At 47.4% G+C, this 25,305-nt stretch carries 29 protein-coding genes and 2 pseudogenes; 8 read left to right on the forward strand and 23 right to left on the reverse strand.

Annotated features, from left to right (window positions below; genetic code table 11):
- From B9A14_RS11860 to B9A14_RS11910, 11 genes are all read right to left on the reverse strand, one after another.
- Entirely contained in the window at positions 1-1,572 is a 1,572-nt protein-coding gene (locus B9A14_RS11860) for a spore germination protein (protein WP_084665889.1), read from the reverse strand.
- A gap of 31 nt (positions 1,573-1,603) precedes the next feature.
- Positions 1,604-1,900 (reverse strand): SpoVA/SpoVAEb family sporulation membrane protein, encoded by a 297-nt coding sequence (locus B9A14_RS11865; RefSeq protein ID WP_422938476.1) that lies wholly within the window; start codon positions 1,898-1,900, stop codon positions 1,604-1,606.
- Between the two features lie 169 nt (positions 1,901-2,069).
- Positions 2,070-3,089, reverse strand: coding sequence for a stage V sporulation protein AD (spoVAD, locus tag B9A14_RS11870; protein ID WP_084665891.1), 1,020 nt, complete (start codon positions 3,087-3,089; stop codon positions 2,070-2,072).
- 89 nt (positions 3,090-3,178) lie between these two features.
- A complete protein-coding gene (panB, locus tag B9A14_RS11875; protein WP_084665892.1) occupies positions 3,179-4,015 on the reverse strand; it encodes a 3-methyl-2-oxobutanoate hydroxymethyltransferase in 837 nt (278 codons plus the stop codon).
- A gap of 31 nt (positions 4,016-4,046) precedes the next feature.
- Positions 4,047-4,967 (reverse strand): ketopantoate reductase family protein, encoded by a 921-nt coding sequence (locus B9A14_RS11880; protein WP_084665893.1) that lies wholly within the window; start codon positions 4,965-4,967, stop codon positions 4,047-4,049.
- 126 nt (positions 4,968-5,093) lie between these two features.
- Positions 5,094-6,374, reverse strand: coding sequence for a TRAP transporter large permease (locus tag B9A14_RS11885; RefSeq protein WP_084665894.1), 1,281 nt, complete (start codon positions 6,372-6,374; stop codon positions 5,094-5,096).
- A gap of 14 nt (positions 6,375-6,388) precedes the next feature.
- On the reverse strand, positions 6,389-6,883 hold the full coding sequence (locus B9A14_RS11890) for a TRAP transporter small permease (protein WP_084665895.1): 495 nt from the start codon (positions 6,881-6,883) through the stop codon (positions 6,389-6,391).
- Positions 6,884-7,006: 123 nt separating this feature from the next.
- Complete coding sequence (locus B9A14_RS11895; RefSeq protein WP_172839149.1) at positions 7,007-8,035, reverse strand: TRAP transporter substrate-binding protein; 1,029 nt, start codon at positions 8,033-8,035, stop codon at positions 7,007-7,009.
- Between the two features lie 436 nt (positions 8,036-8,471).
- Positions 8,472-8,984: a stage V sporulation protein AC gene (gene spoVAC / locus B9A14_RS11900; protein WP_084665897.1), complete on the reverse strand. Its 513-nt coding sequence runs from the start codon at positions 8,982-8,984 to the stop codon at positions 8,472-8,474.
- 44 nt (positions 8,985-9,028) lie between these two features.
- Positions 9,029-9,694, reverse strand: a complete 666-nt coding sequence (locus B9A14_RS11905) for a TorD/DmsD family molecular chaperone (protein ID WP_084665898.1) — start codon at positions 9,692-9,694, stop codon at positions 9,029-9,031.
- Positions 9,695-9,707: 13 nt separating this feature from the next.
- Positions 9,708-10,850, reverse strand: a complete 1,143-nt coding sequence (locus tag B9A14_RS11910) for a 4Fe-4S binding protein (protein WP_084665899.1) — start codon at positions 10,848-10,850, stop codon at positions 9,708-9,710.
- 227 nt (positions 10,851-11,077) lie between these two features.
- Here B9A14_RS11910 and B9A14_RS11915 point away from each other — a divergent pair, with 227 nt between their 5' ends.
- Complete coding sequence (locus B9A14_RS11915; protein ID WP_084665900.1) at positions 11,078-12,271, forward strand: pyridoxal phosphate-dependent aminotransferase; 1,194 nt, start codon at positions 11,078-11,080, stop codon at positions 12,269-12,271.
- Positions 12,272-12,371: 100 nt separating this feature from the next.
- Here the strand turns inward: B9A14_RS11915 and B9A14_RS11920 are convergent, their stop codons facing one another.
- A complete protein-coding gene (locus B9A14_RS11920; RefSeq protein WP_084665901.1) occupies positions 12,372-12,581 on the reverse strand; it encodes a dodecin family protein in 210 nt (69 codons plus the stop codon).
- Between the two features lie 275 nt (positions 12,582-12,856).
- Between B9A14_RS11920 and B9A14_RS11925 the strand changes: the two genes are divergently transcribed.
- From B9A14_RS11925 to B9A14_RS17280, 4 genes are all read left to right on the forward strand, one after another.
- Positions 12,857-13,012, forward strand: a complete 156-nt coding sequence (locus B9A14_RS11925; RefSeq protein ID WP_084665902.1) for a spore coat associated protein CotJA — start codon at positions 12,857-12,859, stop codon at positions 13,010-13,012.
- A 21-nt stretch (positions 13,013-13,033) separates the two neighbouring features.
- Positions 13,034-13,291 (forward strand): spore coat protein CotJB, encoded by a 258-nt coding sequence (locus B9A14_RS11930; RefSeq protein WP_084665903.1) that lies wholly within the window; start codon positions 13,034-13,036, stop codon positions 13,289-13,291.
- Between the two features lie 61 nt (positions 13,292-13,352).
- The gene (locus tag B9A14_RS11935) at positions 13,353-13,925 is read left to right on the forward strand and encodes a manganese catalase family protein (RefSeq protein ID WP_084665904.1); all 573 of its coding nucleotides are present in this window, start codon (positions 13,353-13,355) and stop codon (positions 13,923-13,925) included.
- Positions 13,926-14,356: 431 nt separating this feature from the next.
- Positions 14,357-14,635, forward strand: a complete 279-nt coding sequence (locus B9A14_RS17280) for a hypothetical protein (protein WP_157109948.1) — start codon at positions 14,357-14,359, stop codon at positions 14,633-14,635.
- On the opposite strand, the gene B9A14_RS11940 is transcribed toward B9A14_RS17280, so the two are convergent.
- The 3 genes from B9A14_RS11940 to B9A14_RS17595 all read right to left on the reverse strand — a co-directional run bounded on the left by B9A14_RS11940 (position 14,632) and on the right by B9A14_RS17595 (position 15,710).
- Positions 14,632-15,039: a HEPN domain-containing protein gene (locus tag B9A14_RS11940; RefSeq protein WP_084665905.1), complete on the reverse strand. Its 408-nt coding sequence runs from the start codon at positions 15,037-15,039 to the stop codon at positions 14,632-14,634. The two genes, B9A14_RS17280 and B9A14_RS11940, sit on opposite strands and share 4 nt — an antisense overlap.
- The gene (locus tag B9A14_RS11945; RefSeq protein ID WP_084665906.1) at positions 15,036-15,374 is read right to left on the reverse strand and encodes a nucleotidyltransferase domain-containing protein; all 339 of its coding nucleotides are present in this window, start codon (positions 15,372-15,374) and stop codon (positions 15,036-15,038) included. The genes B9A14_RS11940 and B9A14_RS11945 overlap by 4 nt, the downstream gene beginning before the upstream one ends.
- A gap of 168 nt (positions 15,375-15,542) precedes the next feature.
- Positions 15,543-15,710, reverse strand: coding sequence for a nucleotidyltransferase domain-containing protein (locus B9A14_RS17595; RefSeq protein ID WP_197686510.1), 168 nt, complete (start codon positions 15,708-15,710; stop codon positions 15,543-15,545).
- A gap of 272 nt (positions 15,711-15,982) precedes the next feature.
- Here B9A14_RS17595 and B9A14_RS18105 point away from each other — a divergent pair.
- Positions 15,983-16,410: pseudogene (locus B9A14_RS18105) on the forward strand (manganese catalase family protein).
- 157 nt (positions 16,411-16,567) lie between these two features.
- Here the strand turns inward: B9A14_RS18105 and B9A14_RS11960 are convergent.
- The 4 genes from B9A14_RS11960 to B9A14_RS11975 all read right to left on the reverse strand — a co-directional run bounded on the left by B9A14_RS11960 (position 16,568) and on the right by B9A14_RS11975 (position 21,498).
- Complete coding sequence (locus B9A14_RS11960; protein ID WP_084665907.1) at positions 16,568-17,839, reverse strand: MBL fold metallo-hydrolase; 1,272 nt, start codon at positions 17,837-17,839, stop codon at positions 16,568-16,570.
- Between the two features lie 119 nt (positions 17,840-17,958).
- Complete coding sequence (gene apgM / locus B9A14_RS11965) at positions 17,959-19,203, reverse strand: 2,3-bisphosphoglycerate-independent phosphoglycerate mutase (RefSeq protein ID WP_084665908.1); 1,245 nt, start codon at positions 19,201-19,203, stop codon at positions 17,959-17,961.
- 35 nt (positions 19,204-19,238) lie between these two features.
- The gene (locus B9A14_RS11970) at positions 19,239-19,997 is read right to left on the reverse strand and encodes a hypothetical protein (RefSeq protein WP_084665909.1); all 759 of its coding nucleotides are present in this window, start codon (positions 19,995-19,997) and stop codon (positions 19,239-19,241) included.
- Positions 19,998-20,022: 25 nt separating this feature from the next.
- On the reverse strand, positions 20,023-21,498 hold the full coding sequence (locus B9A14_RS11975) for an SLC13 family permease (protein ID WP_084665910.1): 1,476 nt from the start codon (positions 21,496-21,498) through the stop codon (positions 20,023-20,025).
- A 171-nt stretch (positions 21,499-21,669) separates the two neighbouring features.
- Between B9A14_RS11975 and B9A14_RS18310 the strand changes: the two are divergent.
- Together B9A14_RS18310 and B9A14_RS11980 are read left to right on the forward strand one after the other, a co-directional pair.
- Positions 21,670-21,843, forward strand: a pseudogene (locus B9A14_RS18310) (LysR family transcriptional regulator); the annotation flags it as partial.
- 15 nt (positions 21,844-21,858) lie between these two features.
- On the forward strand, positions 21,859-22,572 hold the full coding sequence (locus B9A14_RS11980; RefSeq protein WP_231967732.1) for a LysR substrate-binding domain-containing protein: 714 nt from the start codon (positions 21,859-21,861) through the stop codon (positions 22,570-22,572).
- Between the two features lie 9 nt (positions 22,573-22,581).
- Here the strand turns inward: B9A14_RS11980 and B9A14_RS11985 are convergent, their stop codons facing one another.
- The 4 genes from B9A14_RS11985 to B9A14_RS12000 all read right to left on the reverse strand — a co-directional run bounded on the left by B9A14_RS11985 (position 22,582) and on the right by B9A14_RS12000 (position 25,287).
- Positions 22,582-22,845 carry a DUF433 domain-containing protein gene (locus tag B9A14_RS11985; protein WP_231967733.1) on the reverse strand — a complete coding sequence of 88 codons (264 nt, stop codon included), beginning with the start codon at positions 22,843-22,845 and terminating at the stop codon, positions 22,582-22,584.
- 400 nt (positions 22,846-23,245) lie between these two features.
- Entirely contained in the window at positions 23,246-23,647 is a 402-nt protein-coding gene (locus B9A14_RS11990; protein WP_084665912.1) for a HEAT repeat domain-containing protein, read from the reverse strand.
- A gap of 143 nt (positions 23,648-23,790) precedes the next feature.
- Positions 23,791-24,159, reverse strand: a complete 369-nt coding sequence (locus B9A14_RS11995; protein WP_172839215.1) for a response regulator — start codon at positions 24,157-24,159, stop codon at positions 23,791-23,793.
- 27 nt (positions 24,160-24,186) lie between these two features.
- Positions 24,187-25,287, reverse strand: coding sequence for a methyl-accepting chemotaxis protein (locus tag B9A14_RS12000; RefSeq protein ID WP_172839150.1), 1,101 nt, complete (start codon positions 25,285-25,287; stop codon positions 24,187-24,189).
- Between the last annotated feature and the right edge of the window lie 18 nt (positions 25,288-25,305).

Genomic DNA, 25,305 nt, shown 5'->3' on the forward strand with positions numbered 1-25,305 from the left:
TTAATCTTTATCTTGAACACGGTCTTGAAGTCTTGCTTCTCGGCTCGCCCGCTCTTCTAAGGTCTCCCTGTCCTGCCAGGGCCAAGGTTTATAAGCTGGGGCGGGTTGCCGATCCTCATCCAAGGGCTTAAGGGCAGGAGGGCGCAAGTTTTGCAAGGGCACCGGGGAGCGTAACAAAATAGATTTCAGCGAGCGCCAGTCCCAGGGGATAAGGGGCCAAAGGTAGGGTACGCCGAAGGATTTGGTGGTGGCCAAAAGTAAAAAAGTTCCAAGCAAGATAGCCACCAGGCCAGGTAATCCCCAAAAACCCACGGCCAGAAGGGCTACCACCCGCACCAGTGTGTTGGCCATGCCTAATTCATAACTGGGGGTAGCGAATATACCTATGGCGGCCACAGCCATATAAAGGATAATCTCAGGATTAAAAAGGCCTACCGCAATGGCCACTTCGCCTATAAGTATAGTGGCTATAAGACCCAAGGCAGTGGCTAGGGCTGTAGGTGTATGGATAGCGGCCATACGTAAAAGGTCTATACCCCCTTCGGCCAGGAGAAACTGCCACATAAGGGGAATGGCCGCTATTTTCTTCGGTCCTAACCACTCCAGGCCTGGAGGGATAAGGCCTCGGTTTAAGGCTAAAAGTAGCCATACAGGAGGAAGGAGGACGGAAACTACCACTCCTAGGAAGCGTATCCAGCGTAAAAAAGCCCCTACCAAGGGGACCTGCCTGTATTCCTCGGCATGCTGGAGGTGGTGGAAAAAAGTAGCAGGTATGATCATAACACTGGGGGAAGTGTCCACCATAACCAGCACGTGGCCTTCCAGCAGGTGTACAGCAGCCACGTCTGGCCTTTCTGTATAGCGTACCCGGGGGAAAGGATTCCACCAATTTCCTGGAGTAATAAGTTCTTCTACTGATTTTTCCGCCATGGGCAGGCCGTCTATCTTGATGGCCTTAATTCTTCTCTTTACCTCCTCCACCAGCCGGGGATGGGCTATATCCTTAATATAGACCACTGCAATATCGGTCTTAGAACGGCTACCGGCTTGCAGGATCTCGATCCTTAAACGGGGATCCCGAATCCGACGGCGAAGGAGGTTGGTGTTATAAAGTAGGGTTTCTACAAAGCCGTCCCGGGATCCCCTCACCACCCGTTCAAGATCAGGCTCTTCGGGATTGCGAGCCGGGTAACGCCGGGCGTCTATTATGATTACTTGTTCAAAGCCATCTACCACCAGGGCTAGTCCTCCAGCCAGGACCTTATCTACCACCTGGTGTAAATCCTCTAAGGTGTCGACTTCTATGTAATTAATGTATTGTTGTAGGGTTTTCTTAAAGGGAGAGGGAGCCAGATCCTCCCTCTCTAATTCTGAAAGGCGCCGGAGTATGTACAACATAATATCATCCTTGATGAAACCGTCAATGTAAAATAGGCTGGCCCGGCGGCCAGCAAATATAATATCCCGACGGATAACATCAAAGCTTTCTTTAACTCCTAGCTCCCTGTTCAGCCAATTTATATTAGCTTCCAGTTGTTTTGCTACTTTTACTTCTTCGCCAGTGACGGCCATAAAATTATCCTCCTTGATCAAGCAGGCGTATTTAACCTCGCGGGTTAAAAATAATGGCCATCAGGTATCCAAATAGTATGGCAGCCGTTAAGCCCACCGCCGTCATCTGTAGACCCCCAGAAAAAGCGCCTAAGAGACCCTTAGTTTTAACCGCGCCTAGAGCTCCCTGGGCTAGAAGATGGCCAAAACCACTTAAAGGGATGGTAGCCCCTGCCCCGCCGATTTGCACCAGGGGCTGGTACAATCCCAAGGCGCTTAAAACAGCTCCTCCGGTGACAAAACCGACTAGCACATGGGCGGGGGTGACTTTGTAGGGAGTTAAGTCCATGATAAGCTGGCCTATCAAGCAGATGACTCCGCCCACTAAGAAGGCTAGAATTACGCTCAATTTAGCTTCCCCTTTCTTCCTGGTTTCCTCTCTATTTTCCCATTTCTTACAAGAGAACTTGCCACAGTGATGGCTTGTTCTCTTTTACCTTTCACTATTTCTCTAATTCCTATATCTTCTCTATTACTACAGCATGCCCAATGCTGGGGATAGATTCTCCCTGATAAGTAGAGGTAGGGCTTAAAAGGGCGCCGGTCCCTATTCCCAATATGCGCTTGTATGTGCCGTCATTAAGTTTCCCCATAAGATGGCCGGCGAAGACTACCGCCGAGCAGGCGCACCCGCTTCCCCCGGCATAGGTACCCTGCCGTTCAGAATCATAAATTAAAAGGCCACAGTCGGTATATTTGTCCCCTAGATCGTAGCCGTTCTGCGCCGCAAGTTTTAAAGCTAACTCCCGGCCTACCCGACCTAGGTCGCCAGTTATGATTAAATCATAATCAGTAGGGCTCCGGCCCGTATCCTGGAAGTGGCGTACAAGCGTATCCACGGCCGCCGGAGCCATGGCCGATCCCATATCGTTGGGATCTTTCACGCCCATATCTAAAACCCGTCCTATGGTGGCATGGGTGATACGCGGCCCGTTACCCGCCGGTGCAAGTAATACCGCGCCGGCTCCAGTAACCGTCCACTGGGCAGTAGGAGGTCTCTGGACGCCCTGTTCCGTAGGATAGCGATATTGGCGCTCGGCGGTGTCGTAATGGCTACTACAAGCTGCCACTACATGGGTAGCAAACCCGCCATCGATAAGGATGCTAGCCAGGGCCATGCCCTCGTACATGGTAGAGCAGGCACCGTACAGGCCGAGGAAGGGGATACCTAAGTTACGGGCAGTATAATTTGCGGAAATGGTCTGATTTAAAAGGTCACCAGCCAAAAGGTAATCTATGTCCTGCCATTGTAATTGGGCCTTGGCGATCACCATCTTAACGGCCTCTTCCAGCATCTTACGCTCGGCCTTCTCCCAGCTTTCTTCACCGAAGTAAGTATCGGTTATAACCATATCAAAGGTATTCCCCAAAGGGCCCTCCCCTTCTTTAGGTCCTACCACCGAGGCCGTAGCCACTATTACTGGTGGATTCGCAAACTGGATTGTGTGCTTACCTACTCTTTTGGTAGTTGAACTCAATAATTTTTCACCTCCGCCTCCCAAAAATAAACCCTGGCTATATTATCCGCCAGGGTCTGCAAAATTTATACACAAATTTGGCCCGCTCTCTAGTACAACCTACTAAGGGTTTCCTCACTCATTCCAAAGGAATGTTCCTCAGCCGGAAATACTCCCTCTGCTACCTCGCGAGCATAAGTGTTAAGCGCATCCAGGATCTGGGGTGCTAAATCTGCATATTTCTTTACAAATTTAGGTGTAAATCGTTTAAACATGCCAAGCATGTCGTGAATAACCAGCACTTGTCCATCGCAGTGGGGACCTGCACCAATACCAATAGTCGGGATACTTATCTTTTCAGTAATGATTTTAGCCAGCGAAGAGGGTATACACTCTAACACTATTGCGAAGGCACCCGCAGCCTCCAAGGCCTGGGCTTCTTCGATCAGTCTTTTGGCGGCCTCTAAATCCTTCCCTTGTACCTTGAAACCTCCCAATTGAGTAGCCGTCTGGGGTGTAAGCCCAATATGAGCCATAACCGGAATGCCCGCCTTCACTAAAGCTTCCACCGTTTGCACCACATTTAGACCACCTTCTAATTTAACCGCATCCGCCCCGCCTTCTTTCAATATCCGATTAGCATTATGGATGGCACTTTCGATGCTTGCGTTATACGAACCAAAAGGCATATCCCCTACTATAAAGGTGTTACGTGCAGCCCTTACTACCGGTTTAATGTGATGTAACATTTCCTCCATGGTAACCGGTACAGTTCCCTCGTATCCCAGGACCACCATCCCTAGAGAATCCCCCACCAATATCATCTCTATATCGGTTTCGTCCACCAATGATGCCATCATGTAATCATAAGAGGTTACCATACGAATTTTTTTCCCTTCTCGCTTCATGTCCCACAGTTGGGGAATCGTGGGTTTTTTCTTCGGCATGTTTCATAAATACCTCCTCTAAGGGGATTTTTTAATGAGTATAAGTAGCTTCTAAAGCCTTTATTAAAAGCAGCAATGTTTCGTTATAAGGAGTAGGAATTCCCAGGGTTTCGCCCTCTTTTACAATTGCTCCATTTATGACGTCAATCTCTGTACGGCGCAACCGCTCAACATCTTGTCTCATGGAAGAAATGTTGTTACCAGTAGCATAAGCTACTTTTTTCACGTACTCCATTGGGTCTTCAACTACCAATTTAATACCCTTGGCTTCTACAATCCTTAAAGCTTCCGCCACTGCTTTCTCCATCAGAACTTGTGCCGGAGTAATATCCAGTAACTGTCCATTACGAACCTTCAAGAGGGCTGTTAAAGCGTTTATACCTACGTTCGCCAATAGCTTGGTCCATAATACCCCTACTACATTATCTGTAACCACAGGCTTTAAATCGGCCTTATCAAAAATACTGGCTATAACGCGTAAGCGTTCGGTAATACTACCATCGAGTTCGCCCAGATAAGTCTCCCCACTCCCCGCGTGACATATTTTACCCGGACCCATTACATTAGCCCCAAAAGAAGTCGAGCCTACCAAAACCTTGTCCCGCCCTACGATCCGTTCTATCTTTTCAGCGTTGCCGACACCATTTTGAAGGGTGAGAACCACCGTATGCTGGCCTATTACTGCCAGGCCGTGCTGTAGGGCTTCTTCAGTAGAGTATGATTTCACAAAAAGCAACACCAGGTCTGCTTCACCCGCTGCTCTAGGATTTGTTACCGCCCTAACCTTGATGGTCCGTTCTTCAGTAGGAGTTACGATAATTAAGCCCCTGCTATTGATCGCCTCGACGTGTTCTTGCCAAACATCTACTAACCAAACTTCCTGTCCCGCCTCGGCCAACAAGCCGCCGAACAGGCTGCCCATAGCGCCAGCACCTAGCACAACAATCTTCACTTTGCTCACCTCCTTATCTTCCTCGTCGTTACAAACATCTAATCGCTCAGTTATGCTTTATCGCAAGGATATCTGGATAAAACTAGTATCACCTGGGGCTTATGCATCTCAATAACCCCCCCAAGTTTACTGACGAACAAATAGCGACGGTAAAATAGTAGTCAAAGAAGGTATAAAGGTAATTAGGAAAAGGACAGTTATTCCTATCAGAAAAGGCACCCATATCTCTTTGCTAAGTTTCTCTAAAGATAAGCCAGCGATGCTGCAAACGGAAAACAATACCGCTCCAACTGGGGGGGTTATCAGGCCTAGTACAAGATTGAAAACCACTACCACGCCCAGTTGTATAGGGTCTATACCCACCTGTGCTGCAAGGGGTGCCAGTACGGGAGTTACAATGGTAAGAGCAGGAGCCGTTTCCAAAGGTATCCCGATTATTAACAAGGCTATATTTACTAGGAGGAGAATCATCAAGGGTGAACTAGTTGCCTGAGCCATAGCTTCAACTATCCTTTGGGGTATTTGTTCCACAGCTATAACCCAGGCAAAAGGCTCTGAAAGGCCTAAGAGAAGCATAACTACAGCAGCCTCCACCCCTGCTGTCAAAAGAAGGGTGGGTAACCTTCGAAGCTTTATGTTGCGGTAAAGGAGCAAATCTATAATCAGAGCATATACCACAGCAATACCGGCTGCTTCAGTGGGAGTAAAAATACCCCCCAGGATGCCACCCAGAACCAGAATGGGCATGAAGAGAGCAGGCAAAGCCTTCCACGCAGCCTTAACTACTTCAGCTACCGAGGGCTTCCCCTCCTGCGGATACTTCCGCTGTTTGGCTAAAATGGAGATATAAATCATGAGGCCCAATCCCAAGAGTAATCCTGGAACTACGCCCCCAAGAAAAAGTGCACTAATGGACACATTTGCTATAACCCCGTACATTATGAAGGGTACACTTGGAGGTATTATAGGCCCCATGCAGGATGCAGTAGCCGTCAATGCGGCCGCCACTTCCTCATCGTAGCCCGCTTCTTTCATGGCCGGTATCATAATAGAACCTATGGCTACGGCTGTAGCCACCGCCGTTCCGGAAATCGCCGAAAAGATAGCCGCCGCAAGGACGGTAGCCATTCCCAGTCCTCCGCTTATGTGTCCTAAAAGAGTTCGAGCGAAACGTATTAGGTCCTTGGTAATACCGCTTTCGTTCATAAGAACTCCTGCTAACATAAAAAGAGGTATGGCTACCAAAGGAAAAGAAGCCAGACCACCGTAGGTAGTCTGCACCAGTATGGTAAGGGAGAGATCGCCTTTAAGTAAAAGATAAACGAGCGCAGAGCCCCCTAAGGCTATAGCTATAGGTATGCCAAGGCACATAAGAAGGGCAAATATAGCCATGAAAGAGTAGACCATGTATACTCACTTCCTTACATCCGATTAGTCGTCTCCACCCCAGCATAAAAGAACTGCAACAGTTCCTCCAACGTTACTGCCCACATCATGAAGGCTCCTACAGGTATGGCGGCATAAGGAACGGTCATGGGAATACCCAGAGCTGGAGAGGTCTGGTGTACATTATAAAGGGCTTGGTCCGCACCATAGTAAACCATAATACCTAGGAACAAAAGCATAAAGATAAGCCCTACAAATCTGACTCCCCTAGATATGCGCAGGGGCAACCTTTCCAAGACAAAGGTTATCCCCACTTGATATCCCTTCTTAAGCCCTATAGCCGAACCCAATAATGATATCCATACCAAGGTAAAGGTAGTTAGCTCGGCTGACCAAGGGGGCATATCCCCAAGAACGTACCGCCCGAACACTTCGTAAGGGATTACCACTACCAGAATACCCATTCCTATAATGACTCCCCATTCCGCTAATTTAAGAAACAAGCGGTTGAGCGAAACCAATATGCCCATTCCCAGCTTTCTCCTCCCTTATTTACCTGCCACCTACTGGAAAAAGCCCGGCGCCTGGTCAACTTACAATCACCATTAACCATGCCACCGGGCCTTAGGAAAACTCTGCTACCCAGTTCTTTCTTATTTTACGTTCATGATACTTTCTATCTTGTCTTTACCAAACTGTTTAGCAAATTCTTCGAAGGCAGGTTGCATAGCCTTTTGCCACAAGGACTTATCCACGTTGCGTTCAATCTGCATACCTTTAGCTTCTAGCTCAGAAAGCATCTTCTGCTCGTTCTGCCTACCCAAATTGCGTTGCCACGGTGCTACCTCCTGAGCCGTCTTTATAAAGAGATCCTGATCTTCTTTAGAAAGGGTCTGCCACTTTTTCAGACTCATAATTATAGGCGCAGGAGAATACACATGTTGAGTCATGGTTAGGTACTTTTGCACTTCATACAATTTGGAGTTGAGAATTACAGGAACTGGATTCTCCTGCCCGTCCACTACCCTCTGCTGCAGGGCCCCATAAACCTCTGCCCAAGGCATCGGGACAGGATTAACCCCCAATGTCTTCCAGGCAGTGAGATGTACCGGATTCTCCATAGTCCGTATCTTTAAACCTTTAGCGTCTTCAGGGGTCTTAACAGGCCGTTTAGAATTGGTCAAGTTACGAAAACCGTTTTCCCAGAAGGCCAACCCCTTAAGATTGGCTTTTTCCAGATCATCGAGAAGTTGTTTACCTATAGGCCCATCTAATACTTTGTCCACATGTTGATAATCCCGAAAGAGGAAAGGAATATCCACCAGGAGCATTGACGGACTAAATCCCCCGATGGGACCTGTAGAACCTACATAAATATCTATTATTCCTTGCTGTAGAGCCTCCAATAGTTCCCGTTCACCTTTCCCTAGTTGGCCATCGGGATATACACTAATCTGGATGCGCCCGTTAGTCCGCTCTTTAATTAGGTCGGCAAACCTTTTAGCACCCTGGCTATACATGTGCTCCATAGGAGTCATAGTGGCAGCTTTAAGCTGAATTTTGGCTTCAGACTTTGCTGTGGTACCGCCCTGTTGCGGTGAGCTTTGTTTGGGTGCACCACTGCAGGCGACCACCAAAGCTACCAAGAAAATTGCGACCGCGATAACTACCAGCTTCCTCACCGAAGAGTTCCTCCTTTTTCCAGAGTTCATAAGAGGGGTTAGTGTATAAATTGGTGTATAAAATAATGTATAATAATTTCATGTCTATTCGTCATAGTACGCTTAAAATCCTGCAACAATCTAAATGAAACTTTTTTCACATAGACAAAAGCCCTTAAGCAGACAAGCTTAAGGGCTTTGCTTTTCGGAGCTCACTTTGTCGTCTTCACGAAGGGTTAACAAATTACCCCGCAAAATTAAGCAATTAAGCCGATAAGAACCGAGACAACCAGGCCATAAATTACCATCGGACCACCTGCCCCAGCTATTTTACCTATTCATCATATAGACCTAGGCCCGTAAGAAGGCCAGGCCTTGGCGATCACCATCTTAACGGCCTCTTCCAGCATCTTACGCTCGGCCTTCTCCCAGCTTCTGAACTCACCACCCCCCACCTCTAGCTTGTAAGATAAGCGATTAACCCGACAATTACTGAGGTTACTAGTCCATAGATAATAACCGGGCCGGCCACCATAAAAAGACGGGCTCCTACGCCAAAAACAAATCCTTCCCTCTTAAATTCCAGGGCTGGCGAAACAATAGAGTTGGCGAAACCAGTAATGGGAATGATAGAGCCTGCTCCAGCAAATTTACCTATCTGGTCGTAAACCCCTAAGCCCGTTAAAAAGGCTCCCAGAAAGACCATAACCATAGTTGTGGCGTTGGCTGCATCTTGTGGAGGTAAGCCCCCGCTTCTAAAGGCTAAAGTTATTATCTGCCCAATAGCGCAAATAACGCCTCCCACCCAGAAGGCGTTCAAAGCGTTTACCAACACCTTAGGTTTTGGCTTTACTTGGTCAACAAGCTTTTGATAGACCTGTTGTTCATATTCCTGGCGTTGTTGGCTTATCTGCTCGGCCAAGGTCAAAGGTTTTTTAGGTGGGCCAGGTTGTTTGGTCTGATCGGCCATTTGTTTTCACCCCAGGGTATATTATGGGCTGGAACCCATTGGGTTTATGCATCTAAAACAGCCTGCACTTCTTCTAGATCTTGCAGAAGGAAACCCCGAGTAAAGTTAGCCAGCCCCTGGAAGAAGGCTGTTTCAGCATTATTTTCCATATCTTTAGTAAAAGCGGGTACCCACATAAGGAGGTGCTCGCGTAAAAATTTTTGCTGTCCCTCAAGGTAGCGCTTCCATTCCCCTCTGGATAATCCTTCCAAGGCCTGAGCGCATAGCCAGGCCATAAATTCGAGTTCTAGACTTAAATGGTCGTCAGGCTCGCGATATAAGTTTTTGATGGTTACCCCAAAAGACTGGTAAAATTTGCGGACAGCTAAGGTTTCCTCGCCAAAGAGTAAACGATCAGGTGAACGATATACGGATTCCCAGGGTGGCGCCTTTACGGTTCCAGGGCCTATAAAAAGATGGATGTAGTCTTGCCGCAGTTTCGCCTCATACGCTTTAAGGTTTTCCCTTTGGGCTTTCAGTTCTTCTTCCATCATACGACATCCTTTACGGCTTTCTTCGTTCGCTTCGCCTTGGGCGAGGTGGGCTAGGGTATCCTCTTCTAATAAGGCCTGAAGAATATCTTGGGTGGGGCCTTCTCGGTAGAGACGGGCTAGGAGATGGTAAATTATTTGCCTTTCCTTAAACCATTCTTGCAGAAGATCTTGATCCACGTTCGTTACCCCCTTACTTCTTTAACTCTCCATTACCCCCTAGGTTTGGCGCCAGGTTAAAGCTTGGGTTAGGCCTTTGTAATGAGCAGCGCAGGCAAAGCTGGGCATAAATATTGGCTGAAAATTTCTCCCCACAGTTTATGCACTCCTTAACAGTAACCACCGCGAGTTCTTGCCTTTCCCTGGTAGTTATGGACTTTAAGCTAACTTTATCCCCCCAGGAGAGGCTACGGTGAAGACATACATCTAGACACAAACCACAAGATAAGCAAAGAGAGGGCTTAAAAAGGAGTCTCTCTTCCTCTAAGATGAGGGCACCGGCTGGGCATAAACGGCTACAAACGTTACAAAAATAGCATGGCCCCACTACCTTAAGCCCAGCTTGGGGCCAGTCTCTATTCTCTTGGGGCAAGCCTCCTTCCCTTTCCAGCCTGACCAGGGCTTGGTGTAAGATTTCCCGGCGGGTGGAAGGTATCCTTGCTCGCCCCTCGTTTTCTTCCCTTTCCCATCTCTTTATGTTCCGGAATAAAGCGGCAAACAATTCTCGCCTACCCATAGCCACCTCTAGGCCAACACTATGACCAGGTTTAACCCGCCCACGGGAAATCTCTGGGGTTAACTTTATCCTTCCGGGTGGAAGGGCTAAGGCCTCCAACATCATATGCAATACCGAAAAGTTATTCTCAAATATTTCCTGGCCCTTTTGTAGGGCACATCCCCTGCATCCTTCCTTAGGGAGTATAAGGGTTATCCTGCCTTCTACGGCCAGGGCTAGCAAAACCTCAGGGGGAAGAGCCCCTAGGCAAGGTACAAAGACCAGATTACCTGCCTTCTCCTGCCTGATCCGGTATGGTGAGCGGGGGCAAAAGAATACAACCTCCTCATAGATTTTCAATATTTCCCTCCCCCGGGCTAGGAAAAAAGCCGGGGTCCTCTCAGGATCTTTGAGAGCCCCAGTAGGGCAAACAGCAGCACAAAGACCGCAACGATTGCAATCGATAATTTCTGGCCCCTCTCCCGTGATCTCTATACCACCCAAAGGGCAACTTTCTGCACACCGCTGGCAAGAAGCGCGAGGTGAGAGGCTTTTAGTGCAAAGTTCCCTCCGTAAAACTACTTTCCCTACTAGGAAACTAGCTAATTCTCTTATATCCATGGGAGCCACCCCAGATCTTTTTCCTCGTTAGCAATTCCCCATGCGGCGGTTAATTCTATTACACCCATGGGAGCCACCCTTGTTACACCTCTATTATCCTCCTGCTTTAAGGGATGTCAATGGAAAATGATATGCTTCAATTTTCCTCCTTTTATCTGCTAAAATACAGATTAGCAAAAAAGCTCTTATTGCCGGAAGGCCTACTCATTACATAGGAGGGATAACCATTGAAATTAGCTGCACGGGCAACTGCCATCAGCCCTTCCCCCACCCTCTCCATCGATGCCCAGGCCAAAAAGATGAAAGCCCAGGGGATTAAAGTAATAAACTTCAGCGCGGGCGAACCTGATTTTGATACTCCCGAACATATAAAGAAAGCTGCTATACAGGCTTTAGAGGCGGGGTTCACCAAATATACCCCGGTTGCAGGGATAGATGAGTTACGCCAGGCCGTAGCTGCAAGGCTTGCCCAGGATCGCGGAGTGGAATATGAGCCAGGAGAAATCGTGGTATCCTGTGGGGCCAAACATTCCCTGTATAATGCCCTCCAGGTTTGTTGTGAAGAAGGAGATGAAGTAGTCCTGGTGGCCCCTTACTGGGTGAGCTACTATGAGCAGGTAAAGCTAGCTGGTGCCCGACCTATAATAGTGGAGACTAATGAAGCTACAGGATTTAAGCTGACCAAAGCTTCCCTGGAAGAGGTCTTGACCCCCCGTACCAAGCTGCTTATCCTTAATTCACCCTGCAATCCTACGGGGACAGTGTATGAGAAAAAAGAGTTAGAAGAACTTGCGGAAGTTATTTTACAACATAACCTCTGGGTCATTTCAGATGAAATCTATGCCGCCCTTATTTATGATGGTTTAAAGCATGTAAGTATTGCCTCTTTAAGCCGGGAAATAAAAGAACGCACCATTCTTATCGACGGTGTATCCAAGGCTTACGCTATGACAGGTTGGCGGATAGGCTATGCGGCTGCCCCTACAACTATAGCCCGGGCCATGGCCGACCTTCAGAGCCATTCCACTTCTAACCCCACTTCCATTGCCCAAAAAGCAGCAGTGGCAGCTCTTACCGGTACCCAGGAACCGGTGGAAAAAATGAGGCAAGAGTTTGAAGTACGGCGTAATCTAATGCTCCAAGGGTTGCAAGCTCTCCCTGGGATCACCTGTACCCGCCCCGGCGGAGCTTTTTATTTGTTCCCCAATATATCGGGCCTCTTAGGTAAAAAATTTAAAGGCCATCCGCTAAACTCTTCTACGGATATCGCCGCCGTCCTTCTGGAACACTTCCAGGTGGCTGTAGTGCCTGGTATCGCCTTTGGGAACGATAATTATTTGCGGCTATCGTATGCCACTTCCAGGGAACAAATTGAGGCTGGTCTTAGCCGCCTAGCTGAGTTTACTCGCCAGGTTTCATAACGTAGTTATCTTAATAAGCTTAAGTAACAATAGCCCTTACAGGATACTTTTAGAATTACCCATAGTGTAAAAAGCCCCGGGAAAAACATCCGGGGCTAACTTATATATCCGCAGGGTGATCGGTATAGGCGATTTTTACATTAGCTTTAAATTCGGTAATCTTTCCGTTCTTAACGTTAGCCGTTAGGTTTAAAACCTCCACTCCAGAAATGTTGGGGATTTCTTTGGAAGCCTCGGTTACAGCTGCCTGTACGGCATCCTTCCAATTGGAAGAAGAGCTACCCACCAGTTCTATTACCTTTACGTGCAAGAAATGTCCCCCTTTCTTTACTAAATTTTCCTTAACAAGATAACAGGTTCGTTTCCTTTCCCTAAACTCTATTGTGTCCTCTATTCCTTTAAATATGTTTCTCTCACATTTGCTTCTCTATAATTTCTGTTCTCTATATTTCCCATTTTATATATGTGTTTCATTGCGCCTTTGCCAAAGACTAGAGGATAGCCTTTACATAAAAGGTTCACTTTTCCTTTACCGCTTACATACCATAAAATAGCACAGAAATAGGATGTAGAGGAGGGAATCTTATGAACGAAGCTCAAGTTCAGGGCTTTAATTGGGAACTGGCCCGGGCATATATCCCTTGGCAAAGATACACTACCAGGTGGAGCCCGGAAGAAGGTTTAAAGAAAGGAACTATCTTTCCGGAACTTTATAGACCTTATCACCCTACAGGACGCTAAGTTAGAAGGGAGGCTCCTTCCATGGATTATGATCGGCGAAAACTCCTCGAACAAATTATGGCCCTGGAATTTACTGCCCTAGAATTTAATCTCTACCTAGATACCCATCCCCAGGATATGAAGGCTTTAGAGGAATATAATGAAGCTGCCCGGGAGCTAGCCCAGCTTAAACAGGAATATGAAAGCCGCTACGGGCCGCTGACCAACTATGGTTCTACCCCTAGTCCTGGCTCCTGGAGATGGGTGGAAGACCCCTGGCCGTGGGAGATCACTTTCTAATGTAGGCTACCTATTTAAAAGGGCCCATTTATGAGAGATTATGAAGGAGGAATAGTAAACAATGTGGATATACGAGAAAAAGCTCCAATATCCGGTTCGAGTGAGCAGACCCAACCCCCGACTGGCTAAAAATATTATAACCCAGTATGGTGGGCCGGATGGGGAATTAGGTGCCTCACTACGTTACCTTACCCAGCGTTATACCATGCCCATACCCCAGGCCAAGGCTGTTCTAACAGACATCGGCACCGAAGAGCTGGCTCACATGGAAATTATCGCTGCCCTGGTCTATAACTTAATCAAAGATGCTCCTTTACAAGAAATTAAACGCGCTGGATTGGACGGCTATTACGCCGACCATGACCGTGCCCTATACTTCGTCAATCCTGAGGGCGCACCGTGGACGGCCAGCTATATTCAGTCCAAAGGCGACCCCATTGCTGACCTTTATGAAAACCTTGCTGCCGAACAAAAAGCCCGTGCAACATACGAGCTGCTTATCAACCTTTCCGACGATCCTGATGTCACCGATGTGTTAAGGTTCCTGAGGGAAAGGGAAGTTGTACACTTCCAGCGCTTCGGGGAAACGTTAAATCTGTTGTACGAATACATGGAAAGAAAGAAATATTATTAAAGCCCGAAGCTAATGCTAGGTGAATAAGATTACCCTTAGGTGCCAAAGCCCCGCTCCGGGGCTTTTTTTGACCCCATCCGGTGTTTATGGAGGAATCCGCCTTCCTTACCTGAGCTACATCATAACCCCTTTCCTCAAGCCTAACCGCCAATTTACCGCCCGTACACATGTCAACCAGAAATCTCATTGGGCCGCCTCCACGCCCACCTAGCTTATAAGTCCTCATTGGTTCCTAAACACCTCGCATAAGCAAAGTGCGAATGAAACTGTTCCAATTTCGGAGATAGTGACGCTTAAGAAGTGATCCACCCCATGACAATTTCCTGTATCTTGGAGGTGTCTCGACTTCACGGGACAGGAGAGAAGACTGCAGCTTTTCTTTTCTGCATCCGGCTCTGCCATAGTGCCATGCCTTTTGTTATGGCCTTCCCATGCTAGCGCAGGAAGCCTTCATTGAGGGGCACATCCACGCCCTTGAATTCTTCGGCGGGGTGCCCAAACGGTTGATCTACGATAAGCTCCGTACGTCCGTCAAGGAGGAGTGGGGCCGGAATGTCAAGACAAGTTATGTGTTGGACTATTATCTTAGCGTTCTGGAACAGCGGCCCCGAGCCCTTTGGAACGCCAAACCCTTAAAGGAAGGCCCTCCACAGTGGTCCCGTGTAAAAAACGGAGCGCCCGGCTGGGGTCTGCCGGGCGGTATGAACTAGGCAAGGTTGCTAACTTCTTCTGCTACAAGATGTTCAATCTGGCGGATTAAGGATTTAACTTCGTCAAACCAGGGAGCAACATCGCCAGCCTCGAAGTTTACCAGGTCTGCATAATCGGCCTTCTGCCGGGCATCGAAAAGTCTGTTGTACAGATGCCCAGCCGAAGGACTGACCAGTCCAGTCTTGACCAGTTTCTGGTGGAAAAGAGAGCGAATACCGGAATGCTTGGCCGAGGAATATCCCTTGGCAAGCAGGATGGCGGAAGCCGCATAGAAACAGGCGTAATAGAGCCGGTTAACAGAAGTGCGGATATGGCCTTTTGAAAAAAGCAGTTCGGCTTCCTCTATCGCTTCTTTGGCGCGTTCCATCCGGTACAAGACCAGTTGTTTGAGTTCTTCCTTCACAGGATTATACCCTCTCGCCTTACGTTTTGGCTGAAGGGCATTGCCTGGTAAAGGGGAGAATTCCATTCCTCTTCGCTGTAGGCAGCTATAGATAAAACAGCCCCGGTTTCCAGTTCCAGCGGGTACAGCTTTTCGCGGATGGCGTCTTCAAGGCGCCAGCTCACAGGCTCTTTTGTGAGGATTAGCAGATCATAATCCGACTCTGGTCCGGCATCTCCTCGGGCTCGTGAGCCATAGAGGATTATAGTGGCACCGGGAATAACTTCTCTGATGAGTTCACGGCAACGCTCTAGTAATTGTTGTTCACTAGCCTTTAAGGGGCGTGGCAGGGTCATAAAGAAATCCCTTCTTCCTGGAGTGACCTATAGAAATGCGTCTCCTTGAATAGGGGCGCTGAATAGCGCTCAGCGGACATAATTACCCGCGATACTACAACATCATGCTTTAAATTTATCTCTACGGCTGCTTTGATTATGGCCTCTCTGGCAGCGCTGTCCTCCCTTTTAACGAGTAACGAGTATATCAATATCCGACTCTGGGGTAGCAGTGCCGCGGGCTACCAAGCCAAACAAGCAGATCCCAAGAAGGTTCTCTCCTTGCTCTCGCCTGAGAAGTTCACAGAACTCCTTAATTGCTCTCCTGGTCTTGTCTGGCATAATAGTCTCGGCCACGGTGATAGTTCCCCCTCGCTCCTATTATACACTACAGAGCGGTTGGTTACCAGTATTTTGAAAGCGCTGGGGGCCTAGTTCTGCAAACCTCTTCAGGAGACGTCCTGGGCAGGAATATTCGCTCGCAAGCAGAAATATTAAACTGGACCTACCCGCAAAATAGAGCCTCCCAATGATTTCTTTCCCGGCAGTGGAGTTATCAAAAGTTGAAGTCGGGCGGGCCGGATGGGGAATTAGGTGCCTCACTACGTTACCTTACCCAGCGTTATACCATGCCCATACCCCAGGCCAAGGCTGTTCTAACAGACATAGGCACGGAAGAACTGGCTCACATGGAAATTATCGCTACCCTGGTCTATAACTTAATCAAGGATGCCCCTCTAGAAGAAATTAAGCGCGCTGGTTGGATGGCTATTACGCCGACCATGACCGTGCCCTATACTTTGTAAACCCTGAAGGAGCCCCTTGGACAGCCGCCTATATCCAATCTAAAGGTGATCCCATCGCTGACCTTCACGAAAACATGGCCGCCGAGCAAAAAGCCCGCTCTACCTATGAGCTCCTTATAAACCTTTCCGATGATCCCGATGTGACCGATGTGCTAAGGTTCCTACGGGAAAGAGAAGTTGTCCACTTCCAGCGCTTCGGTGAAACGTTAAATCTGGTGTATGAGTACCTGGAGAGAAAGAAGTATTATTAAAGCCAAAAGCCCCGCTCCGGGGCTTTTTAAGTGTGTGGTGGACATCAGAACTGTTTTATTCTGCTATCAAGTTTCATATGGTGAAGCCTACGTTGCGAGCCAACTCCACCTTTTCAGGTCTGGTCACTCCGGAGATGCGCATGCAAAAAATAATTCTTCATGAGAAGCTTGATAAATCTATAATCTCACCTACCCGGGGGACGATAGCCCTAACTCCCTTCTGACGGAGCAGACGAGCTAGTTCGTCCCCTTTTTCGCGTGCTACATGGGTTATAATGACTGTTGGATCTCCCTTTATCTTCCCTAACATATCCTCAATATCTTTCCAATCTGGGTGGACTTTCCATATAAATCGAGCTACTCTAGCCTTAATCCCATCAACTGCGCCTTTAAGTACCTGCTCGCCTTTTGTCCCTTCATATAAGAAACCTGTAAAAATTATGGTGTTCTTTTCTGATATTCCCAAGCGATCTATTAGCTCCTTTGTGGCACCAGAGCTACCCATGGCGTCGGTAGCCAGTATTATAGCTTCTCCCTTCTGGGGTATTTCCGAAGTACGGTGAAATTCCTTGATTTTTTCGTCGTAACCAATATTTACTATTTGTGCCGGACATTTTATTCCGGATTTTTCTGGGTCACGCAGAAAACCTCTTAATCCCGCAAGAATTGGAGCCTCTACATATATTGGCACACTAACCTTTAGTGCGCTGTTTAATAACACCAAAATTTCTTGAGAGCGTCCAATGCGGGGAACGGGTAGAAGAACGCTCCCCCCCTTGCTAACCGTAGCTGTAATTGCTCCTAGAAGCTGCTCATAAATATTATCCTGCATTATAACAGCAGCCCCATATGCTCCATCCAAGACTACGGCATCAGCATGGCCGCTAAACTCAGGAGGAGAAAATAATAGGCTTGAGGTGCACCAATCGCCTGTGTATATTATTCGTTTCGTACCCCACATGATATCAAACCACGCCGAACCTGGTACGTGGCCACTGGGATTAAAGAAAATCTCGCAGTTTTTGATTGCTATTTTTTCCCCGAAACCAACAGGGTTTAAGAGTAAAGATAATATATGCTCCATTTCGTAGGGCTTCTTATGCCCCGCAGAATCAACTACCTGTAACCAAGCAGAACAACTTTGGGTAACCTCCGGTACAACTAAATGATGCGTATATATCGGCCTTTGAATTCCCAATTTTGTAAGAAGCGGTAGGGCTCCGCAGTGATCTTCGTGAGCATGACTCAAAAAAGTAGCGTCAATACGAGTTAACAGATTAACATCCCACTGAGGGTATTCCCCTGCCTTAAAAGCAGTAAATGTACGTTTAACGCCGCAATCTAGTAGTATAAAGCCATTTCCATCCCCCAACAAAAAGCAAGAACGTCCTTGCTCGGATACTCCTCCCCAGCAGTACAACTTTAACATCAACTGTCCTCCTGTTGCCGTGACGGTTTAAAAACAAACTCGCTTCGCTATTTAAATATTCTCTGCAATATTCTTTGGGCAACGTGCCGGCTTAAATAGAGCTAACGGAAAAACGTCTCTTATGCCCCCAACTTGGATGTAAAACCCATCAAATCCATTAGAACATTGAAGAAGGCCGAGCCAGTAATTCTGCCCAATCCACCACCGGCGCAACTTCTCTCCCCGAAGTGAGTTTGAAGGTCGCTTCGTACAGCAGGCCCCCATATGGCCGCAGGAACCGGATCGCCTGAATGATCACGTACGCTACATGGAGTGGAGTGATCGCCGGTTATGGCTACGTGAACCCCCGCCTGTAAACCGTCCAGCAAGCTCCCTACCAGCAAGTCTAATTTTTCTGCGACCTCTATCTTGAGGTCCCATCTTCCGTCGTGGCCCGCGAGGTCTCCGGCCTTTACATGAATTATCACTAAATCGAACCTCTTTATCAATTCTAGGGCTAACCTGGCTTTGACGACAGGATCAAAATTATAAGAACCAGTTATACCTTCACCTGAGAACACCTCAAGTCCCACCATTCTTCCTATGGCAAGCACCGTGTTTTCACCAGCTATAAGGGCTCCTTTAAGCCCTTTATAAAGCTCGGCGAGTAGCGGAATGGTGGTAACAATCCCTGCGCCGCGCGTTAGGACTGCATTGGCTGGAGGTAATCCGGCCGCCTCTCTGGCGAGATTGACGGGGTGTGCCCTCAATTTTTCTTTTGCTATATCAAGGAACTTCTGCAACAGTCTAGCGGTCTTAGCGGCTTCGGGGGTGTTGTCCAGCGGGTAAACTTTGCGCATTGGCCGTCCTTCACAAGCAGTACCGGGATCCGAATCAGAGACAGCCGGGCTAAGACCAGGCCCGCGGAGTACCAGTACAGCTCTATGTTCCGTACCGGCAGCAAAGAAGGCAACTGTATCTTCGCTCAAGTAAATCTTATTAAGGCTGGAGGCTAGTTCACTTGTTCCTTCTCTTATGCGGCCCGCCCTTCTGTCGACTACTAGACCCTTCTCATCGATGGTGGCAAAATTACACCTGAAAGCCACGTCGCCCGCCTCAAGCTGTAACCCAGCCCCCAAGGCCTCAATAGGACCACGACCCTTATAGTATTTAAAGGGGTCGTATCCTAAGGCACACAGCGTGCCTACATCCGTACCACAGGGGACCCCTGGGGCGTAGGGATCCACTAACCCAACAATACCACCACAAGCCAGCCGATCCAGGTTGGGAGTGTTGGCTGTTTCTAGTGGGGTCTTCCCCTTCAACTCCAAAATAGGACGGTCACCAAGACCGTCCGCAATTACTAACACACCTCTCGTCTTCATCGGCTACTTCTCCTTTTATGCTTTTTTATTGCTGCTCAAAGGACCAGATGCCTCCGGAAATATAGGAGGGCTCCGGCAATAAGCACACTCGCTAGCCACGAAACTCCCGTCTGGGCGGAAGTTAGTCCTTTAACATAACTCAACTCTACACCTACGGAGGACCCTGTCGGTATAGCTGCGGTATCTTTCTTGCCAGGTAGTTCCACAATTATGCCGCCTGAATTATTGTCTCGTACTACTCTGAAGTCTTTTTTAGGAGAGGTGACCGCGAACACTTCACAACCTGGGGGCAAGATAACACTGCAAGTGTATTTTCCTATACCATAGGGAGTGTTGTTTTTGAAGTTATAACTGAAATTCCTGAGATCGCCTCTGTTGGTTGGGCCACCTTCTACATTTGTTGTATCGCTTTTTGTCTCTTTAAAAAGTTCCGGGACGAGGTAGGCTATTTTTAGAGTTACTTCTTTACTTTCGCTACTACCTTTGACATTCCATTGGTACCATTTATTACCGCCATATTTTACTTCCTTGGGCTTTGGATCCTCTATTGCAGCACCTGTAACCTCAGTCTGCACCCACCTACCCTTTAGAGCAGGTTGGGGTAAAACTATAGCCCCTTCGGGTCCAGGCTTTCCTTTCCACATTACTTCTAGCTTCCCATCACCATTGTCAGAAGCCATTATCTTTTCTTCCAGCTCATTGTTGATTTGCTCGGCTTGTGCCGGCGATGGCCACCATGCCACTAAAATCAAGCCCAGGCAGATACCCAATACTGCTATCAATAGCCTTTTCATAGCACACCCTCTCCCCTATTGGCTTTTAATATAACCCGATCCATCTAAACCACGTCAAGGCGGCCAGGCACATAAGCGCGCATTTTACGAGCAACACGATTATCCCGTAGAAGAGCTGATTAGTAACGGTGAACTGGCCTGTCGAATAGAAAATCAAATTCGGCTTGCAGTTAGGCGGCAAGGTTATGCTATCAGCGATGGTGAAAGCTGCTGGTAGGGCCAAGGCCAGCGGATTGTAGCCTGTCACTTTAGCCAGTTGGATTATAGTTGGTATTAAAATCACGGTCCGAACTGTTTTAGAAGTAAAGACCATATGGCTGAAACTTGATATGAATATTACTACTGCGAATACCAGTATAAACGGTAGCTGAGACAAGTTGGCTACTCCAAAAATACGGTCTAGCGCCCAAGAAGCGACACCCGATTTCTCTAGGGCCATACCTGCCGCGTAGGCTCCACAGCTAAAAATCATAAGATCCCAAGGGATCTGGGTCTCTTTCCAGCTCAACAGACCCGTTAGATACATGAGGGTCGCAGCCAAGATGGCGACCATTACGAGCGAAATATTAAACCCGAACATTTTTACATGATAAGGTCCCGTTGCCCATAGGAATACTGTGAGTACAAATATGCCTAATGCCTTCCATTCTTCTCGATTCAAGCGGCCCATATTTTTTAGTTCTGCTCCCATTTCTTCTATTCCCTGACCCCTGGGGGTGCTGACCTCTGGCGGATAGAGCAAAAAACCGATAAAGTAACTAACTATCATAGTAATAAAGGCTATAGGCATAGATGCCAGCAACCACTGACCCCAACTTACGTTTACACCGCCAAGATCTTTAAGAAATCCTATGGCCATTATTTGCGGAGCGGTAGCCGTCAATATGCCAGTAGTGCTAATATTATTTGCCTGAAGTTCCTGAATCATAAGTAATCTACCAAAATTAGATCTGCCCGGGATAGCTCCATAAGCCTCGGCTAGTGCTAAAGCCAGAGGCAGCATGATAGCTGCCCGCGCTGTAGTGGAAGGGACAACGAAAGTAATTATGAAGTTGGCAATAATCATCACCAAAAGGGCCATCTTGGCTGTTTTACCAAATTTCGTTATCATGAACAATGCCAGCCTTTTGGCTAATCCCGTTTTCTCCATACCTGAGGTAATAATAAAGGCTGCTACCATAAGCCATATCACATCATAGCCGAAAACACCCAGGATAGAGTTTTCATCCCATGCTCCTGTAATCGCCAGCAAAACAATAGCCACCAGGGCTGTTACATATACCGGGATGGCTTCAGAAACCCAAAGTATCAGGGCCAAAAAGAATACTGCGGCGGCGACCTTGCCCTGCATCGTTACACCCATCGGCGTGGGCATAGTGTAAAATAAGGTAAAAACTATAATGGCGAGAGGCAGGCCTAAATAGGTGAGCCATTTTTCAAAAGGGCTCTTATTTCTTTGTGTCAATAAGTTCTTGGGGCCAATTCTTTCACTACTTGTCATACCTTTAGCCTTACCTCCTTTATGTTTCTACTTGATCGCAGCCTCGTTTTCTTCTAAAGCTACGTCAAGTCCTTTCAAGTAAAAGTTTATTAGAAGGAATTTAGACGTACAATACCGAATTATTTATCCAATCGATAAGGTTAACCTTATCGATTGGAAGGGGGCAGGGCCATGACATTAAGGCAGCTCCGTACTTTCTGCTGTGTAGTAGAAGAGGGGGCTTTTCGCAGGGCTGCGGAACGCTTGTTCATGACCCAACCAGCCGTAAGCCAACAGATAAACACCCTTGAACGATATTATGGAATTAAGTTATTCGTACGTAGGGGTAGAAAACTTTCCCTTACCCCGGAAGGTCGCTTCTTGTATGAGCTAGCAAAGCAGATTTTATCTACAATTGATGAAATTCCAGCAAGATTTGAGGAGATCCGCAGCGCCGGTATAAATACGATATCTATAGGGGCTTCCAGTTTGACAGGAACTTATATACTCCCCACCGCCGTAAACAAATACAGGCGATTGTACCCAGGTGACAAAATCTCCCTTGAAATCGGCTATGCTCAGGATATAATTCAAAAACTTCGTGAGCGCCAACTTGATTTTGGTTTTTTGGGGAAGAACCCAAGCTGGTCAGAAGACGGAGAACTAGAGTTTCTGCCGGTGGGAAAAGATAAATTAGTATTCGTCGTTTGGCCCGGGCATAAGTGGGCGGATAGAGATATGGTTATGCCGGGTGAATTGCAGGAGGAGACTTTTATTCATTCCAAGCAAGGTTCTGGTATGCGCGCGTTGGTTGAGGCTTATCTTCAAAAAGAGGGGGTAGCAAAGCCCAACTCAATAGTGGAAATGGGTAATATTGAAGCTATTAAAAAAGGGGTAGCAAACCGGCTAGGCGTAACAATTGTGAGTTATTTTGGTGTACGCGAGGAAATCCTAAGGAATGAATTAATAGCAGTACCTCTTTTGCGGTTAGATAAAGTGTCAAGAGATTTTGTTTTAGTACATCATAGAGATCGCAAGCTAAATAGTTCTGAGATTAAGTTTTATGAAATATTGAGGGAGGTTATAGCAAAATAGTTTTTTGTTTTACCCCAATGCCCAGTTCCCCTCGTTGGCCACTAGACACCTGGCATAAGCAAGACAGGCCCTGATGTCGTCCAGCTCCAGTTCAGGGTATTCCTCCAGGATCTCCTGGACCGTAGCCCCTTGCTCCAGTAGGCCTAATATGTTCTCCACTTTTATCCGCATTCCCCGAATGATGGGTTTCCCCTGGAAAATACCGGGGTTTACAGTAATACGTTGCAGCAGCTCCTTTGTCGTTTCTATTTCTGCACCTTCCCTGAATGGCAAGCTTGGTGTCTTTTACCTCCTATAACCCAGCCTCTCTTTTTATAGCTTACCGTAGCACCATCCGGATGTAGGTGGTGTAACCTAGCCCCTTCTTCCTGGCGGCTCTTTTAATGGCGGCCACGTCTTCTTTGGGTAAGCGTACCGATACGTGGACGAGCAATCTGGTGCATGAATACCTGGAGAGAAAAAATATTATTAAAGCCTTAAGCCCCGCTAAAGGGCTTTTTTAGCCCCCTTGTGAAAATTAAATCGTACTTTAATTAGATCCTCTCTACACCCTCTCTACACCATCCCCACTTCATCGCCGCTTTTTGGGCATATGTAAGATAAAGTAATATTAAACTAAAATATCGAAACACAACAAAGTAAATTCCTCAAAAAGACCTCGCTCTTTTTAGCGTTACGATTCACCAAGGTACGAACTGCCTTCAAATCCTGCTTTAATATCCAGCTCCCCCTCGCTATTCTGCAGCACTTGTTTAAGGATTATTTGTCCGATCCCATCCCAGCACTTGTAAGCCAGGACCTCTAAAGCCGCCCTCCTAGAGCAAGCGTTTCCCTTCCTAAGTACTTTCACCATTTCCGTTATTACCGCCTCAGTATTACACAACAACAAAGCACTTATTAGGGCTTCCCTGACCAGAGGTTCCTCCTCCGTCTCAAGAGCTTTAGCGAGAACAGCCGTTGCTTCGCCCGTTCCTACGCAGGCGAGCCTGCTGATGGCGTCTAACTTGCCTTTAGCGTCAAGAGAATTCTCTAGCATCTCAATAAGCTGTGCAATATCGTTGTTTATATCTCCCATCCCGCTTTACCCTCAACTTCCGATCTCAGAATGTTCTTTATCGTATAACGTAGTTTTCCCCTGCCCTAGCTCTACCGCAAGATTTCCGATTTCAAAATGTCATTTCGCGTGTGAGTTCGCCAGGTTCTCTCTTCTTAAGGAGGTTACACGCCCAATTTTTTCAACACTGCTAACAATTGTTCCGGACTAAAGGGCTTCACAATCCAACCACTAGCGCCAACTTTCCGCCCTTCTTCCTTTTTTTCCATAGAACTTTCAGTTGTTAACATAAGTATGGGTACAAACTTGAAGCCGGGCAACTTCCTTACACTCTGTATAAAAGTAACGCCGTCCATATTCGGCATATTGAGATCTGTAATGATGGCCTTAACTTTTAGGCCCTCCTTCAATTTATTTAGAGCTTCAGCTCCGTCACACGCTTCGTGGACGACATGCCCCGCTTGTTTTAGAGCTGTTTTTACAGCTAACCGCATAGTGGCAGAATCGTCTACAATTAGTACCTCTGCCATTATTAAGCCCCTCCTTTAGCAGCCAATATCTTAGAAGAGCTCCACGTTATCTCCAAGGCTTTCTTCATACTTCATTCCCAAGGCGGCGTAATGATTTTGTCGCTCTATGTGGGTGGTATATTTCTCCACCATGCCTACTATTGTTTTCTCTAATTTGCCTCTACTGAGAACATCGAACGCTCCCAAATCCACACGCAGTATATCCCCCAACTCCCGCAGCACCTCGAGGATATGTTGCAAACGTTGCCTAGCTATATCCTGAAACTGTCCGGCAACTATAGTACTGTCAATATCCTGGAAGAAACCCTCAATTTCAGAAAGCAAGTTAGAAATAAGGCCTTCTACTTCATGTGCCGCACTGTTAATATCTTGGCTGGCCTTCTTTATGGTGTTATCTATCTGTTGTTTCTCACCTTCAATTTCGTCTAAGTAATCTTGTAGCTCTAAAGATACCTCTTTGACAGAACCCGCAATGTCCTCCGCAATGCGCTTCACCCTCAAAGTAGCCTCATACGCCATATCCGCCAGCCGCCTCACTTCACGCGCAACGACTTCAAAACCTCTGCCGTGCTGTCCAGCATGAGCTGCCAGAATAGAGGCGTTTAGGGCCAAAATCTTGGTCTTGTAAGCTATGCTGCTTACTTCTTCGACAAAACCGTAAAGTTCTTTCTCGGCCTTTTCTGCTATACTCCGGCAATTATCTCGGCTGATAGTCAGCCTATTAACTACTTGCTGTAATGCGGTTTCAGCTTCATGGGAAAAAGACACTAATTCTCTTATGGTTCGCCCTACTATTCCTCCGTTATCCTCAGAGGCGGAACTGTAAATCTTTCGCCCTAACTCTTGGGCGTTGGTAAGGCTTTTGAAAACCCGTTCCTGCAGCTTATCTATGCTGTGTAGTATCGATGAGAACACCTTTTCGCTCTCCGATACTAGACTTCCAATTTGCAGTTCAATTATCTCTAGAAGCTGGGATAACCCCGGTGCTTCTGAATTCTGCGGGCTGGTTTCAGTTTCCGGGTGACTCGCCGGTTCCCTGGGCTGGACCGGGCCGGCTGGAGCCTCCTCTGAGACCGCTGTTTGTCCCTGTGAAAATCCTGCCTCGGGAGAACGGCTTAGGATACGGCCCAAGACCCATCCTAAAGGAAT

Source organism: Thermanaeromonas toyohensis ToBE, from assembly GCF_900176005.1.
Taxonomy (GTDB): Bacteria; Bacillota; DSM-521; order Neomoorellales; family Neomoorellaceae; genus Thermanaeromonas; species Thermanaeromonas toyohensis.

Bases quoted from the DNA above. Each gene is read 5' to 3' on its own strand.
- B9A14_RS11860 (WP_084665889.1), bottom strand. From the start codon at position 1,572: ATGGCCGTCACTGGCGAAGAAGTAAAAGTAGCAAAACAACTGGAAGCT.
- B9A14_RS11865 (WP_422938476.1), bottom strand. From the start codon at position 1,900: ATGGACTTAACTCCCTACAAAGTCACCCCCGCCCATGTGCTAGTCGGT.
- panB (WP_084665892.1), bottom strand. From the start codon at position 4,015: ATGCCGAAGAAAAAACCCACGATTCCCCAACTGTGGGACATGAAGCGA.
- B9A14_RS11885 (WP_084665894.1), bottom strand. From the start codon at position 6,374: ATGGTCTACTCTTTCATGGCTATATTTGCCCTTCTTATGTGCCTTGGC.
- B9A14_RS11890 (WP_084665895.1), bottom strand. From the start codon at position 6,883: ATGGGCATATTGGTTTCGCTCAACCGCTTGTTTCTTAAATTAGCGGAA.
- spoVAC (WP_084665897.1), bottom strand. From the start codon at position 8,984: ATGGCCGATCAGACCAAACAACCTGGCCCACCTAAAAAACCTTTGACC.
- B9A14_RS11910 (WP_084665899.1), bottom strand. From the start codon at position 10,850: ATGGATATAAGAGAATTAGCTAGTTTCCTAGTAGGGAAAGTAGTTTTA.
- B9A14_RS11925 (WP_084665902.1), top strand. From the start codon at position 12,857: ATGAACGAAGCTCAAGTTCAGGGCTTTAATTGGGAACTGGCCCGGGCA.
- B9A14_RS11930 (WP_084665903.1), top strand. From the start codon at position 13,034: ATGGATTATGATCGGCGAAAACTCCTCGAACAAATTATGGCCCTGGAA.
- B9A14_RS11935 (WP_084665904.1), top strand. From the start codon at position 13,353: ATGTGGATATACGAGAAAAAGCTCCAATATCCGGTTCGAGTGAGCAGA.
- B9A14_RS17280 (WP_157109948.1), top strand. From the start codon at position 14,357: ATGCTAGCGCAGGAAGCCTTCATTGAGGGGCACATCCACGCCCTTGAA.
- B9A14_RS11945 (WP_084665906.1), bottom strand. From the start codon at position 15,374: ATGACCCTGCCACGCCCCTTAAAGGCTAGTGAACAACAATTACTAGAG.
- B9A14_RS11960 (WP_084665907.1), bottom strand. From the start codon at position 17,839: ATGTTAAAGTTGTACTGCTGGGGAGGAGTATCCGAGCAAGGACGTTCT.
- apgM (WP_084665908.1), bottom strand. From the start codon at position 19,203: ATGAAGACGAGAGGTGTGTTAGTAATTGCGGACGGTCTTGGTGACCGT.
- B9A14_RS11970 (WP_084665909.1), bottom strand. From the start codon at position 19,997: ATGAAAAGGCTATTGATAGCAGTATTGGGTATCTGCCTGGGCTTGATT.
- B9A14_RS11975 (WP_084665910.1), bottom strand. From the start codon at position 21,498: ATGACAAGTAGTGAAAGAATTGGCCCCAAGAACTTATTGACACAAAGA.
- B9A14_RS11990 (WP_084665912.1), bottom strand. From the start codon at position 23,647: ATGGGAGATATAAACAACGATATTGCACAGCTTATTGAGATGCTAGAG.